The organism is Haloarcula mannanilytica (genome assembly GCF_005406125.1).
Taxonomy (GTDB): domain Archaea; phylum Halobacteriota; class Halobacteria; order Halobacteriales; family Haloarculaceae; genus Haloarcula; species Haloarcula mannanilytica.
In genome coordinates, this window is record NZ_BIXZ01000001.1 from 395,697 (window position 1) to 409,384 (window position 13,688).

The 13,688-nt window shown below is 65.4% G+C and carries 13 protein-coding genes; 5 read left to right on the top strand and 8 right to left on the bottom strand.

From position 1 onward, the window contains the following. The first annotated feature begins 113 nt into the window (after nucleotides 1-113). Complete coding sequence (locus Harman_RS01975) at nucleotides 114-1,796, top strand: acyl-CoA mutase large subunit family protein (RefSeq protein ID WP_137682145.1); 1,683 nt, start codon at nucleotides 114-116, stop codon at nucleotides 1,794-1,796. 83 nt (nucleotides 1,797-1,879) lie between these two features. Beyond that, the gene (gene mce / locus Harman_RS01980) at nucleotides 1,880-2,269 is read left to right on the top strand and encodes a methylmalonyl-CoA epimerase (RefSeq protein ID WP_137682146.1); all 390 of its coding nucleotides are present in this window, start codon (nucleotides 1,880-1,882) and stop codon (nucleotides 2,267-2,269) included. A 23-nt stretch (nucleotides 2,270-2,292) separates the two neighbouring features. On the opposite strand, the gene Harman_RS01985 is transcribed toward mce, so the two are convergent. After that, entirely contained in the window at nucleotides 2,293-2,946 is a 654-nt protein-coding gene (locus tag Harman_RS01985; protein WP_137682147.1) for an NUDIX hydrolase, read from the bottom strand. 84 nt (nucleotides 2,947-3,030) lie between these two features. Here Harman_RS01985 and Harman_RS01990 point away from each other — a divergent pair, with 84 nt between their 5' ends. Beyond that, nucleotides 3,031-3,999, top strand: a complete 969-nt coding sequence (locus Harman_RS01990; protein WP_137682148.1) for a sugar phosphate nucleotidyltransferase — start codon at nucleotides 3,031-3,033, stop codon at nucleotides 3,997-3,999. A gap of 28 nt (nucleotides 4,000-4,027) precedes the next feature. Here Harman_RS01990 and Harman_RS01995 read toward each other — a convergent pair whose 3' ends face one another. Genes Harman_RS01995 through Harman_RS02010 form a run of 4 tightly spaced genes read right to left on the bottom strand, consistent with a single transcriptional unit; the run spans nucleotide 4,028 to nucleotide 7,713 of the window. Beyond that, nucleotides 4,028-4,747: a diphthine--ammonia ligase gene (locus Harman_RS01995; RefSeq protein WP_137682149.1), complete on the bottom strand. Its 720-nt coding sequence runs from the start codon at nucleotides 4,745-4,747 to the stop codon at nucleotides 4,028-4,030. A gap of 35 nt (nucleotides 4,748-4,782) precedes the next feature. Then, nucleotides 4,783-5,904, bottom strand: a complete 1,122-nt coding sequence (locus Harman_RS02000) for a DUF373 family protein (RefSeq protein ID WP_137682150.1) — start codon at nucleotides 5,902-5,904, stop codon at nucleotides 4,783-4,785. A 40-nt stretch (nucleotides 5,905-5,944) separates the two neighbouring features. Beyond that, entirely contained in the window at nucleotides 5,945-6,940 is a 996-nt protein-coding gene (sppA, locus tag Harman_RS02005; protein WP_137682151.1) for a signal peptide peptidase SppA, read from the bottom strand. Then, nucleotides 6,940-7,713, bottom strand: coding sequence for a proteasome assembly chaperone family protein (locus Harman_RS02010; RefSeq protein WP_137682152.1), 774 nt, complete (start codon nucleotides 7,711-7,713; stop codon nucleotides 6,940-6,942). Before Harman_RS02010 ends, sppA begins: the two co-directional genes overlap by 1 nt. Nucleotides 7,714-7,764: 51 nt before the next feature. Between Harman_RS02010 and Harman_RS02015 the strand changes: the two genes are divergently transcribed. Further along, entirely contained in the window at nucleotides 7,765-8,676 is a 912-nt protein-coding gene (locus Harman_RS02015) for an RsmB/NOP family class I SAM-dependent RNA methyltransferase (RefSeq protein WP_137682153.1), read from the top strand. Further along, complete coding sequence (locus Harman_RS02020) at nucleotides 8,673-9,173, top strand: DUF7122 family protein (RefSeq protein ID WP_137682154.1); 501 nt, start codon at nucleotides 8,673-8,675, stop codon at nucleotides 9,171-9,173. The genes Harman_RS02015 and Harman_RS02020 overlap by 4 nt, the downstream gene beginning before the upstream one ends. 23 nt (nucleotides 9,174-9,196) lie before the next feature. Here Harman_RS02020 and Harman_RS02025 read toward each other — a convergent pair whose 3' ends face one another. The 3 genes from Harman_RS02025 to Harman_RS02035 all read right to left on the bottom strand — a co-directional run bounded on the left by Harman_RS02025 (nucleotide 9,197) and on the right by Harman_RS02035 (nucleotide 13,591). Continuing rightward, nucleotides 9,197-10,786, bottom strand: a complete 1,590-nt coding sequence (locus tag Harman_RS02025) for a DUF790 family protein (protein ID WP_137682155.1) — start codon at nucleotides 10,784-10,786, stop codon at nucleotides 9,197-9,199. Between the two features lie 77 nt (nucleotides 10,787-10,863). Beyond that, nucleotides 10,864-12,132, bottom strand: a complete 1,269-nt coding sequence (locus tag Harman_RS02030) for a TIGR00341 family protein (RefSeq protein WP_137682156.1) — start codon at nucleotides 12,130-12,132, stop codon at nucleotides 10,864-10,866. A gap of 124 nt (nucleotides 12,133-12,256) precedes the next feature. Further along, nucleotides 12,257-13,591, bottom strand: a complete 1,335-nt coding sequence (locus Harman_RS02035; protein ID WP_137682157.1) for a DEAD/DEAH box helicase — start codon at nucleotides 13,589-13,591, stop codon at nucleotides 12,257-12,259. Nucleotides 13,592-13,688: the final 97 nt, after the last annotated feature.

A 13,688-nucleotide genomic window follows, 5' to 3' on the forward strand; every position in this document is an offset into this window, starting at 1 on the left:
GACGATATAAACCCACCTCGGAACGGCGCGCCACTGCGTCTACGAGGGACGGAATATTAAAAACCGTGAAGGATTTGGGAACCCTTAAGCCTCCGCCGTCCGAGGGTCCGTCCATGTTTGACCCCGACGAGCTGGCGCAGATACGGGAGTCGAAGGCTCAGTGGGAGGAAGACGATGTCCAGCCCACCGTCGACCGCTTTGGCGAGCGCAAGGAGACGTTCACCACGGACACCGAGGGACACGAGGTAGATCGACTGTACACGCCCGCAGATGTCGCTGATCTGGACTACGAGGAAGACCTGGGCTTTCCCGGTCAGGAACCGTACACCCGCGGGGTGTACCCGACCGGCTATCGGGGTCGCCTCTGGACGATGCGCCAGTACGCCGGAATGGGGACCGCGACGGAGACAAACGAGCGCTTCAATTACCTGCTCGACCAGGGCCAGACCGGGCTCTCGATGGCGTTTGACCTCCCGACGCAGATGGGCTACGACTCCGACCACGCGATGGCCGCCGGTGAAGTTGGGAAGACCGGCGTCGCCATCGACTCGCTAGACGACATGGAGACCGTCTTCGACGGCATCCCGCTAGACGAGGTGTCGACGAGCATGACCATCAACGCCCCCGCGTCGGTGCTGCTAGCGATGTACATCGCCGTCGGCGACAAGCAGGGCGTCGACCGCGAGGAACTCCGCGGGACCATCCAGAACGACGTACTGAAGGAGTACATCGCCCGGAACACGTTCATCTACCCGCCGGAGCCGTCGATGCGGCTCATCACCGACATCTTCGAGTTCTGCGCCGCCGAAACACCGAGTTTCAACACTATTTCCATCTCGGGCTATCACATCCGCGAGGCCGGCTCGACGGCCGCCCAGGAAATCGCCTTCACGCTCGGCGACGGCATCGAGTACGTCGAGGCTGCCATCGAAGCCGGTCTTGATGTCGACGAGTTCGCCCCGCAGCTATCCTTCTTTTTCGCCTCCTACAACAACATCTTCGAGGAGGTGGCGAAGTTCCGTGCGGCTCGCCGCCTCTGGGCGAAGATCATGGACGAGCGCTTCGACGCCAACAACCCCAAGTCCAAACAGTTGAAGTTCCACACGCAGACCGCCGGGTCGACGCTGACCGCCCAGCAGATCGAGAACAACGTCGTTCGCGTATCTTATCAGGCGCTCGCTGCGGTCCTGGGTGGGACCCAGAGCCTCCACACGAACGGCAAGGACGAGGCCATCGGCCTGCCGACCGAGCAGTCCGTCCGGACCGCACTGCGGACCCAGCAGATACTCGCCCACGAGTCGGGGGCCGCAGACACAATTGACCCGCTGGCCGGCAGCTACTACGTCGAGTCGCTGACCGACGAACTCGAAGCCGAGGCCCGCGAACTCATCGAGGAGGTCGACGAACGCGGCGGGATGCGCCGCTCCATCGAGGAGCAGTGGGTCCAGCGCCAGATTCAGGACGTGGCCTTCGAGCGCCAGCGCGAACAGGAAGACGGCGAGCGCATCATTGTCGGCGTCAACGAGTACCAGGTCGAAGAGGAGGGCGAGCAGGACATCGAGGAAGTCGACGAAGCAGTCGAGCAGGCACAGAAAGACAATGTCGCGACAGTCCGAGAGGAACGCGACGACGAGGAAGTCGAGGCGAGACTCGACGCGCTTCGGGGGGCTGCTGAGGGCGACGAGAACATCATGCCCTATATCATCGACGCCGTGAAGGTGTACGCCACGACCGGCGAGGTGTGTGACGTGCTCCGGGACGTGTTCGGGGAGTACCAGCCCGGATCGTCGATGTGAGGAGCGGTCCAAACGCTGTTGCTGACCGCTATTGGACCCGCCCGGCTCCCGGAATTATATGCCGGCCCGATGTACCATCTCCCATGAAATTCGACCACGCCGGCATCGCCACCGACGACGCCGACCCGCTCGCGGAACTGTTCGCAGACGCCTTCGGGGCGCCGGTCGTTCACGAGGAGACGTTCGACAGCCTGCAGGTGACGTTTCTGGACATGGGTAACGGCTACTTCGAACTGTTAGAGCCGCTGCCCGACGCTGATGGGGCGATCCCCAGGTACCTCGACAGCAACGGGCCGGGTATTCATCACGTCGCCCTGGAAACCGACGACATCGCGGCCGCGCTAGAAGCGGTCAGCGACTGCGGGATCGACTTGATAGACGAGGAACCGCGGCCGGGCGCGTGGGGCCACGACGTGGCGTTTCTGCATCCGAAGACGACCGGCGGCGTACTCGTGGAGTTAGTCGAACACTGACCGACTGCTCGTTCCGGGCTGACTCACTCGCTGTCATCGAGGAAGGCCGCGAACCGTTCCTCGGCTCCTGGCGTCAGACGCTCCGGCGGCTCTGCGAACCAGGCAGCCCCCACGAGTTCTGACTCGTCAACGTCGAGAGCGCCCTTTTTGTACTCTGCTTCGAGGTAGATATCAAGCGTGTGTACCGACCCCTGTGCGTCGGTGTCGGGATAGTACTTCGAGTGAACGACCTCCGCGACGCCGGTGACCGTACAGCGGATGCCGGTCTGTTCGTTGACGCGGCGGACCGCAGTCCCCTGTACCGACTCGTACTCGTCGCCTTTGCCGCCGCCGGGCAGCGCCCACATGTCAGCGCCGCGACCCAAAACCAGCAGGACGCGGTCGCGGGTGTCGCCAGCAGCCTGGTCGGGTATCTGGTCGCTCAGTTCCGGGAAGTCGGTGCCATCGCGGGTGACGAACACGACGCTGTTTCCGGAGTAGCCGGTGCCGCGCGTCGCGGCAAACACGTCAGCGTATTCGTCGGGCGATAGCACGAAGGTCTCCTCGGTGACCGGGACCTCGTCGTAGGCGGCCTCCAGGCTCGAAATACGCTTGTCGACGTTCGTCTGGTTGATCTTCTCCGTGAGGTTCGTGTCACCCGGTTTTGCGTCAGCCGGGATATCGGCGTCGTCAGTCATACGGGGTGATACTGCGGGGCACCGATAAGTGCCGCGATCCAGCCGATGAAAAAGAACTTGTAGTCTGGTTGTCTCTCTCCGGGCATGAAAGCGATTGTCCTTGCGGGCGGATACGCCACCCGACTATGGCCTGTCACAAAGCACCGGCCCAAGATGTTGCTCCCTGTGGGTGACACGACTGTCATCGACCGAATCCTCGGCGAATTAGAGGCGGACAATCGCATTTCCGACGTGTTCGTCAGTACGAACCAGCGCTTTGCCGACGACTTCCGTGACCACATCGCGGCAAGTGGCTTCGAGAAGCCGGCGCTAACCGTCGAAGAAACCGCCGAGGAGGACGAGAAGTTCGGCGTCGTCGGCGCGCTCGCCCAACTGGTCGACCGGGAGGGCCTCGGCGACGAGGACCTGCTCGTCATCGCCGGCGACAACCTCATCAGCTTCGACATCGCGGAGTTCATCGACTACTTCGAACAGTACGACGACCCCACGCTCGCCGCCTATGACGTGGGGTCCCGCGAGAAGGCCAGTTCCTACGGCCTCATCGAACTCGACGGCGACGAAGTGACGGACTTCCAGGAAAAGCCCGACGACCCCAACAGCACGCTCGTCTCGATTGCCTGCTACGCGTTCCCGGCCGACGCGATTCGCTTTAACGAGTACCTCGAAGACGGGAACAACCCCGACGAGCCCGGGTGGTTCATCCAGTGGCTCGTCGACGACGGGCCGGTCCGCGCGTTCACCTTCGACGACGCCTGGTACGACATCGGAACCCCAGAGAGCTACCTCGAGGCCGTCGCGTGGGAACTCGACGGCGAGAACGTCGTCGCGGAGGACGCCACTATCGAGAACACCACGCTCGGTGAGAACGTCCACGTTCTCTCGGGGGCCGAGATCGTCAACTCCAGCCTCGACGGGACAATCGTGTTCCCGGACACGACTATCCTCGATTCAGACATCCGCCAGTCGATTATCGACCGGGATACACAAGTCGAGAGCCTGGACCTGGCCGGCGCGCTCATCGGCGCGCACACGCAGTTGACGAACGGGAACTAACCCCGACCAGACGTTTTAATTCTCCCGATTACGCCAGCCACGCGTCTTCAATTTTGAGTGTCCCGCGGCTGCCGTCCCACTCCGTCTCGTACTCCAGTTCGATCCGGCGGTCCATGTGTGGGCCGTCGGTGACGAGCGTCTCGAACTCGCCGCCTTCCCCGAGGATGTGGACGCCGTACTCCTCGTTGAGCGCCTCCAGTTCGTCGAGCGCGTCAGCATCCAGCGTGCGGCCCAGCCAAGACTCATCGAGGCCGTAGGCAGCCACGCGGATGATGCGGATTTCGAAACCGGCGTCAAGCATCGCATCGGCGAGGTCGCGGGGGTTCTCCTGCCACAGCGGCGCGAACACGTTGGCTTCGAGGCGCTCGGCCATCGATTCGATACGGGTCGTCTGGTATTCGCTTTCGACCGCGCCGGCGGTGACGCCTGTGATGCCGCCGTCCAGTTCGGCGTCGAGCTCTCTAAGTGCGGCCTCCAGCGGTTCGAGTTCGGCGTCGCCCTGTTCGCCGGAGTCGGGCACGTCGTGGGCGTCGAAGTCGTCCGGTTCGACCTCGACCAGCGGGATGCCGATACTCTCGGCGGCAAGGCTGGCCAGTCGCGTCGCCGGGACGTGGTACATGTAGGAATCGCCTTCGGGATGGACCGTCACCAGTCGCTCGACGGGATGGCCCCGCTCCAGTGCCCGGTACAACGCCCACGAGGAGTCTTTGCCGCCGGAGAACAGCGAAACCCACGCGCCGTCTGTCATAGCCACCGGTAGCCGTCGCCGGCCTAAATCGCTGTCTATTCAACCAGTTCGTCCTCGATATCGGTGTGGCTGACGTAGGTCGCCACCCGGACGCCAACGAGGCTGATGAGAATGCCAGCGAGAATGAATATCGCCAGCCGGGGACCGGCCTGCAGTGTGAACCCCTGAATCTGGACGATACCGAGGTCATGTTGGCGGACCCGAAACGGCTCGAACACGCCGCCGCGTTCGAGGAAATACGCAGAAAAACCGCGAACGACAAGCCCGACAGCGACCGCACCGAACGGCAGGTTCACGTACGCGCTCCGGACCCCTTCTTGCTGGATAAGTTCGTCCAGCAACCGACCCAGCGAGGCGGCCAGCGCCGCGCCGGTCAGCCACGGCACGGACGCGAAAGCAAAGCGGTTCACAAGCAGGAAGAGGCTGATGTCCTCAACCGCCGAGACGCCCAGCACGCCGGCGAAAATGCCGACGAGCGAGAGGCCGGCGGCGACGACGTAGGTTACGAGTGACACCTGGCCCGAGTACAGTGCTTCCCGGGTCTGACCGGGCAACCGCGAGAGGTACGTGTCGATACCGAGGCCCTTGTAGATGAGGAACACGCCGATGGCGGCCGCGATAGCGCCGACGGCGATGGTGGGGCTGGTGACGACGAGCAACAGCGGGAACGCGAGCATGATGATCCCGACGGGAACCAGTACGGTCTTGCGCAGTTCCTCGTCGGCCAGGAACTGCTTGAGCAGGTAGTACGTCGACTCGATATCCCGGGCCTGGCGGACGACGACCCGGTCGACGGCATCGACTCTGACGCGACTCTCGATGATGGGGACCAGCCGCTCGTCGTCGGCGCTGTCGACGACGACGACCGCCGAATCTGGGTCGTGTTCGGCGACCAAGTCGTCGATCTGGCTGGCGATTTCCCGGTCCGAGCCCACGCTGTCGCTTCCGCCACCGACGACGGCAAGTACCGGCGAGGACCCTTCGGCCTCGAGTTCGTCCGCGACTGCGAGCCCTTCCAGCAGGCAGTTGACCCGGCTGTCTTCGGGGTCGACGACGCCCGTCTGTGTGATGAGTGACTCGACGGCGTTCCGGCCGACGACGGGACACGCCGCTGTGGCCGGACTGTCCCTGTCGATACACACCACCAGCGTAGTCACACTACGGCGAAGGCGGTCCCCGAATAAAAAACCTCCCGAGCTATCGCCGGAAGGAAAGCCCGTCGATATCACCGTCGGCGACGCGGGCGATACCCGCACCGAAGGCGAAGGCGACCTGCTGTGCGCCACCGCGGAGCTTGCCCGTCAAACCGCGTTCGGGCTCGTACTCCTTGACCGTCACGTCCGCACCGAGGCGCTGCTCCAGGCTCGCCTCCACGTCGTCTCGGGTTCCGAGTCGGTCGACGAGCCCACGCTCCTCAGCCGCGTCGCCGAGGAAAATGCGTGCTTCGGTGTCTCGGAGCGTCTCGGCGTCCATCTCACGGCCCTCGGCCACGGTGTCGATGAACTGGTCGTAGTAGTCATCGACGATGCCCTGCAGGTACTCCCGTTCGTCCTCGGACATTTCCTTCAATGGCACCCCGGCGTCTTTGTACTCGCCGGCGGTGAACTGCTCGTAGGAGAGACCCAGGCGGTCGGCCAGCTCCTTGGCGTTGACTCGCGAGCCGACGACGCCGATGGAGCCGACGATAGAGCCCTCCCGTGCCCACAGTTCGTCACAGCCGGCGGCGATGTCGTAGCCGCCGCTGGCACAGACATCTGTGGCGTAGGCGATGGTCGGGCCGTCGAACTCCTCGGCGGCGATGCGGATGTCCTCGCTGGGGACGATTTCGCCGCCGGGCGTGTTCAGTTTCAGCATGAGCGCCTCCGAGCCGCGGTCCGCATCGGCGCGTTCGATCTGTTCGACGATGTCGTCGGCCGACGCGCCGACCGGCGGACTGGTGATACCGCCACCCCCGTCGCGGGTGATCGGCCCTTCGACAGCGACCTCCGCGACGTTGTGTGCCGGCAGCAGTGACCCCGCGATGTTGCTGCCGATGCGCGCCGCAGCGACAGCGAGGGCGACGACCAGCAGGACGCCGAGCAACTGCGCGAGATTTCCGGGTGTTCTGACGAACAGCACCCAGCCAAGTACCACAGCGATACCGACGATGAGCAGGACCAGTAACCCACGAACGATGTCGTCTGCGCCCGCCATTACTGATACATCCCGAGCGGGCGTGCGCTCGTGCTCTCCTCCTGATTCTCCTGTAGTTGCTCTGCGAGTTTCGCCTTGGCCTGGCCGATCTCCTCGGCCTGCTCGACCAGTGCCTCGGTGTCGACCTCGAAGTCGGCCAGCGGACTGATCGCCGTCTGCAGGAGCGCCCGCGCGGCTTCCGGGTCGGGGAACTGCTGGTCGGCTTCGACGATGAGCCCGATGCTCGTCAGGCCGACCCGCTGTGATTCATGGACCAGCGCGCCGGTCGGCCCCGTAATCGCGCCGTTCTCCGAGGGCGGGTCCACGTTCGCCTCTTTGAGCATCGACGCCCCGTCGCCGGTCGAGACGCCGTACACCTCCGGAGCCCCGTCTTTCTCGGCGGGGCGGCCGCTGAGATAGATCGGCGTCACGTCGTTTGCCTCGAACCAGCCGACGATACAGCCGGCGAAGTCCCTCGCGCCGGAGGGCGAGATGGGCGCGTCGCTCTGGAGGACGAGCAGGTTGCGGCCTTCGTCCGCGTACAGGCGGACGGGTGGGCGGACCTCGGGGTCGTCGTCCGCGTACACGGCGATTTCCGGCAGCCCGTCGCAGTGGACCGCCGCGTAGTACTCCATGTCGTAGGCGTCGACGAGGTGATCGGCGGCTATCTTGCCGACGAGGCCGACCCCCGGGAGTCCTTCGACCAGTGTCGGCGAGTCGAGCGAAATGTCGTCGCGGTGGACCTGTACGTGTGCCATACCACAGGTATCGGCCGCCGGCGGCTTGAAAGCCATGGGCCAGTGGCGTTCGAAACCCACAAACCGACCGCCAGCGAACGCCGGACAATGGAACCACTCGACCGCTACCGGCCCATCATCGACGACTTCGAGGCGTTCATCGACGCGTGTGAACGCCCGCTGCCGTCGGCAGTCAGGGTCAACACCATCAAAGCCACCGTCGAGCGGGTCCGGACGGCGCTTGCGGACGCGGACATCGCCGTCGAGCCCGTCGACTGGCACGACGGCCTGTTCGTCCTGCCAGAGGACTCCCCCGGCGCGAACTGGCCGTACTTCCACGGCTGGATTCACGGCCAGGAGGAGGTGTCCGTGATTCCGGCGACCGTACTCGACCCACAGCCCGGCGAGCGGGTCTGGGACGCCTGCGCGGCACCGGGCAGCAAGACCACCCAGCTCGCCGCGCTGATGGACGACGCCGGCGAGGTCGTCGCCACCGACAACAACCTCGGCCGTATCTCGGCGCTGCGGACCAACACCGAGCGGCTGGGCGTGACGACGGTGGCCGTCACTCACGAGGACGGCCGCAACCACTCGCTCAAGCCCTTCGGCGGCGAGGGGTACGACCGCGCACTCGTCGACGTGCCCTGCTCCTGTGAGGGGACCATCCGCAAGAATCCGGATACGCTGGAGGACTGGACGCTCTCTCACGTGGAGGGCATCTCGGGCGTCCAGAAGGGCATCCTCAAACGCGCCGTCGAAGTGACCGACCCCGGCGGCACCGTCGTCTACTCCACCTGTACGTTCGCGCCGGAGGAAAACGAGGCCGTACTGGACTACGTGCTTGAGGAGACGGACTGCGAAATCGTGGACTACGACCTCCCGCTCTCACACGCCCCCGGAATCACTGAGTGGCAGGACGAGAGCTTCCACCCGAGCGTGACCAACGCCAAGCGCATCTACCCACATCACAACGACACGGGCGGGTTCTTCTGTGCGAAACTGGAGGTGCCCGCCGAATGAGCGACCAGAGTACGGTGTTCACGCGGCTTCCCGAAACGGACGACGAGCGCGAGGACCCCGAACGGGCGACCCGCGAAGAAGTACTGGATTTCTGGACGGATCGCTTTGGCGTGCCGCCCGAAACCTTCGAGGGGTACACGTTCTGGGAGCGCGGCGCTGGCAAACTGTGGCTGTATCAGGGCACCCCTCCGTCGCCGGTTGACATCGAGGGCCTGGGAATGACGGTCCTGCGGACGCGCCAGGAACACTGGAAGCCGACGCTGGAAGCCGTCCAGCGGTTCGGCGAGCACGCCAGCGAGAACGTCATCCGCCTCGACGAGGACGCCGCCCGGGCGTTCGTCGCGGGAGAGGACCAGGAACTCGACTGGGACGGCGATTGGGGGTATCTGATCGTCACCCATGACCTCGCCGACGAGCCAGAACCGGTCGGCGTCGGCCTGTACGTCTACGGCGAACTCCGGTCACAGGTGCCGAAGGGCCGCCGGCGCGAGGTCTGACCGGCGGATACGGAAGTGGGCTGCTACGCTTCTCGGTCCCGCAGTTCGATAGTCCCACTCCCCAGCCCCTCCCAGGCGACGCGGTAGCCGAGGCGTGCGAGGGCGGCGCTGTCGTCCTCGATACCGTACGCTGCCAGTCGGTCTGTCGCCGTCTCGTAGGCCATGCCAGGCTCGATTTCCGCGGCCAGGTCCTCCAGCACGGCGGGGTCGATGAGCGTGCGGCCGACCAGTTCGTGGGCTGGAAAGGCCACATCTGTGAGCGCCTCCTCACTGACGCCGTGCTCGGCGGCGAGGTCCGCAAGCGAGATGACCGGGTGGTCCGGGCGGAGTTCGTCGGGAATCGCCGCGGCACTCTCGCGCACCAGTCGGTCCTCGTAGGGCCGCAGCGCGTCCCGCACGTCTTTGACGCTGACCGTGCCGGCGTACGGAATCGCTCGGTTGTCCGTCGCTTCGATGTCTTCGCCGACGCCGAGCGACTCGTCGACGGCGACCAGCATCTCGACATCTTCCAGCGCATCGAGGCGAGCGAGTTTCTTCTCCACGTACTCTGGCGTCCAGAAACCCATAATTTCGAAGAAGACGCGGAAGGGGGTGTCGTCACCGACAGTCACCCCAGCCCCGTCCGAATCCATCTCACTGCGCCCGGTCTCCCGAACCGTGGTGTCCGCCCCGGGTCGCCACTCGAAGGCGAAATCCGGGATGACGACGTGTTCGCCCGCCGCCAGTGGTTCTGGCTCGCGGATGAGGTCCCAGTCGAGGTCCAGCGTGGCGAATCGGCCGGCGAAGTCCGCTTCGACGCCGCTGTCGTAGCTGACCTCGGCAACGGGCTCGACGCCGGGAACGGAAATATCCCCGTCCGAGAGCGTAAGTTCCCGCTCAGTGCCCCGGTCGTCGATAGTCGCTGTCAGTTCCCACTCGCTCGCAGTTGCGACCGTCCGCAAGAGTCGGGCAAAGCGGGTCCCGTACCGGCGCGTGTTCGAGAACAGCGTGTCCGGTCCCGTGACAACCACTTCACGGCCAGTCTCCGTCCGTCGAATCTCGTACATGAGCCGGAGCCGTTTGACCGCCGAGACGAGCGCCTTCGGGTCCGAAGACCGGACCCGCACCTCGGTCGCGTCGAACAGCACCGTCTGCGCCAGCGAGAGGTTGTACTGCGTCCGCAGTTCGGCCGGTCCCCAGCGGGAGTCGACGGTCGTGAGAATCTGGCGCGACTCCCGGTCGGCGTACAGCGCATCGGCCAGTACCGCGGCGTCTGTGCCGAAGTGGGCAGCCGCTTCGGAGAGTGCCTGCTCGCGCTCGCCCTCGCTCACGACGCCGATGTCCGCGGCGGCTTCGAATACCCGACGACGGGCACGAACGGGGTCGACCGGGGCCTGCGTCTCGAACGTGGCCTCCCGCTCGACGAGCTTCGCCAGCCCGCGGACGAGCTTGAAATCGTCGGCCTCCCGTTCCAGGTCCGCGAGTGCCGCCTCCAGCGTCTTGCGGGACTCGCCGACGTGGCCCTGATAGATACCGAGCACGCGGGCCGCCAGCCGCTCCGCGTCGGCGTCGGCGAACTGCAGGTGAAAGCCGCCGCCGGCGCGGGACACCCGCAGGAGGTCTTTCGTCAGCACAGCCGTGTGTCCGCGGCGGAGCGACAAAAACACGGGGAGTTATGCCGATCCACTCGACCGCCTGCAATCGGCCGGCCTCACCCCGGATGTCTGTCCACGAACGTGACTTCGACAGTAGCATCGTCCGCAATCGACCGGCTGACAGCGCGCTCAAGCGCCGGAACGAGGTCCGGATACGCCCGGTCGGCGGGCCGGCTGACCGTGACAGTGACTTCCCGGTCCAGCCGGTAGACCGAGACGCCGCCAAAGCGAGTTTGGACCGACTGTAGCCGGAGTCGTTCGTAGGACTCGTCGGACAGGACTTCCGTGACAGCGTCGTTCACAGACGTTTCGACCTGCATCTGTTGGACGGTGACTGTCCCGGCTCCGGCGAACGCGACCAGCAGCGCCAGAACGGCGACGGCGGTCGGCGCGTACCGTCGAACCGTCTCGGCGGGGGAGCGGTCGGCCGTCCAGTCAACCGGGCGAAAGCCCAGTCCCCAGAGGACCAGAAAGCCGGTGAGGTTAATCGACGCGACGTTGACGAGCAGGAGGATGCTCGCCCCGAGCGCGACGGCCGGCAGTTCCCAGGCGATGCCGACCCCGACGGCCGCGGCGGCGGGAATGAGTGCGGCTGCAATCATCACCCCGACGAGCGACACCGGCAGCGCCGTCGCCAGTCCGAACGCTCCGGCGGCCCCCGCACAGAGGCCGACCGCGAGCGAGAGGAAGCCCGGTGAAATGCGCTGTGCGATCTGCTGGACCGTCGTGACCCGGAGCTGTCCGGGGACGAACCCGCTATGGCGGATGAACAGGCCGAACAGGGCCGCGCTGCCGATAGCCACGGCAAGTCCGGACAGCTGGTCCCGGACGCCTTCGACGATGAGCCGGCGGTCGCTGAGCGTCGTGCCGACGCTGGCGATGAGCGCCGAACTGACCTGTGGCGCGATGACCATCGACCCGACAACGACAGCCGGCGAATCGAGCAGCAGTCCAGCCGTCGCGACGATTGCGCTCAGGACCGTCATCGCGTAGTAAATCCCCTGTCCGGGGTTCATGCCGACCGCGCGACCGCGGAGCTCGTCGTGTGAGATGCGGTCTTTGTGGCGGCGAGCGGAGTCCGACTGGTCCGGCCTGGCGGTCTCGGCGTTCCCGACGACGGTGTACCGGTCGGCGTCGAGTCCGGTCGCTTCGAGGTCTTCGAGCACCTCGTCGACGGCCTCCGGTGGGAGCGGAAACTGCAACAGCCACGCCGCCTCGTCGTCACTCTCCTCCTCGGTCCGGACGTAGCTGATGTCTCGGTCGTCCAGAACGTCGCTGACGCTGTCGAGGCTGTCGTCCGGAACGCGGATGTGTATCAACCGCACTCGGGATCACTCTGTGGCTCGTGTCACTCTGGCGTCGCGCATCTCTCTGGGTCTCGGCGGAGAGGATCATAGTTATCAGGGAGGTAAGACGGGTCATCGCGGAGGGAAACGCGCAGACAGGGTTTTACCTGCGTCGCCGTGCGACCCGCTCCTCTGCGGTCTCCTCAGTCACGAGTTCGTACAGCAGCGCCCGCCCGCCGTCGGCTTTCGGCCGGAGAATCCGACCGAGCCGCTGGGTGAATTCCCGTTCGGAGCCACTGCCCGAGAGCACGACAGCCACGTTCGCGTCGGGCACGTCGACGCCTTCATCGAGGACGTTCGCCGTCACGACACGGGAGTAGGTCCCGTCGCGGAACCGCTCTAATATCTCCCGGCGTTCGCTCGCGCCGGTCTCGTGTGTTATCGCCGGGATGAGAAACCGCTCGGAGAGGCGATACACGAGGTCGGTATGGGCAGTGAAGACGATGATCCGGTCCTCGCGGTGGCGGTCCAGAATCGTCGCCAGCCGGTCGACCTTTCGCTGGGCGTTCATCATCACCTCGCGTGCGCGCTGTTTCGCCAGCAGCGCCTCGCGGGCCGCCGGGTCGTTGCCCGACCGCTTGACGAGTTCCTGATAGTCGCTACCGGACCGGAGTTGGATGTTCGACTGCTTGAGGTAGTCTGTGAACGTCCTCTGGTGCTTCTCGTAGCGCTCCCGCTCGTCCGCCGTGAGCGAGACCTCGATTCGCTTGATGTCGTAGTCCGCGAGGTGCTCACCGGCCAAGTCATCAATATCTACGCGCTGGACGAGCGGTCCGACGAGATTCTCGATGGCCTCGTGTGCCCCATCTGGCCGCTCGAACGTCGCCGTCAGCCCGAGTCGTGCCGGCGCAGCGAGCAATCGAGCAATGTCCTGATACCCCTCGCCGCCGAGGTGGTGGACCTCGTCGAAAATCACAAGTCCGAACCGGTCGCCGAGTTCGTCGGCCCGCAGATACGCCGAGTCGTACGTCGATACCGTGATGGCCTCGACGCGCTGTTCGCCGCCACCCATGCGGCCGATTGGCTGGTCGAACTCCCGCTGTAGCTCGCGCTGCCACTGCTCCAGCAGGTCGATGGTCGGGACCACGACCAGCGTTGGCGTCCCCAGCGCGACCATCGCCGCGATGCCGATGACGGTCTTGCCGCTCCCCGTCGGTAGCTCCAGGCAGCCCCTATCGCCGGCGTCGCGCCAAGCGTCCAGCGCCGCCTGCTGGTACGCTCGGAGGTCGTACGTCGTCGAGAGCGATAGCGACGGCAGAGAGTAGACGTGGTCTTCGTACGCCAGCCCGCGCTCGTCGAGCGCGTCTGCGAGTTCGGCGTACCGGTAGGCTGGCGCTCTCGCTGTTTGCGTGCGCTCGTCGTACTCGACACCGGGCAGGTCCGACGGCGGGTCCCCGGTCACGCGGATGGTCCCCGACTCGTACGTCAACTCCAGCACACTCCGGGGTTCGCCGGTCCGGCCGATAACGCTTTCGCGGCCACCGCTGCTGGCGTCATGGCGTGAACTACCAATGAGGGTTGCGTCCCGTCATTGT

Bases quoted from the DNA above. Each gene is read 5' to 3' on its own strand.
- Harman_RS01975 (WP_137682145.1), top strand. From the start codon at position 114: ATGTTTGACCCCGACGAGCTGGCGCAGATACGGGAGTCGAAGGCTCAG.
- mce (WP_137682146.1), top strand. From the start codon at position 1,880: ATGAAATTCGACCACGCCGGCATCGCCACCGACGACGCCGACCCGCTC.
- Harman_RS01985 (WP_137682147.1), bottom strand. From the start codon at position 2,946: ATGACTGACGACGCCGATATCCCGGCTGACGCAAAACCGGGTGACACG.
- Harman_RS01990 (WP_137682148.1), top strand. From the start codon at position 3,031: ATGAAAGCGATTGTCCTTGCGGGCGGATACGCCACCCGACTATGGCCT.
- Harman_RS01995 (WP_137682149.1), bottom strand. From the start codon at position 4,747: ATGACAGACGGCGCGTGGGTTTCGCTGTTCTCCGGCGGCAAAGACTCC.
- sppA (WP_137682151.1), bottom strand. From the start codon at position 6,940: ATGGCGGGCGCAGACGACATCGTTCGTGGGTTACTGGTCCTGCTCATC.
- Harman_RS02010 (WP_137682152.1), bottom strand. From the start codon at position 7,713: ATGGCTTTCAAGCCGCCGGCGGCCGATACCTGTGGTATGGCACACGTA.
- Harman_RS02015 (WP_137682153.1), top strand. From the start codon at position 7,765: ATGGAACCACTCGACCGCTACCGGCCCATCATCGACGACTTCGAGGCG.
- Harman_RS02020 (WP_137682154.1), top strand. From the start codon at position 8,673: ATGAGCGACCAGAGTACGGTGTTCACGCGGCTTCCCGAAACGGACGAC.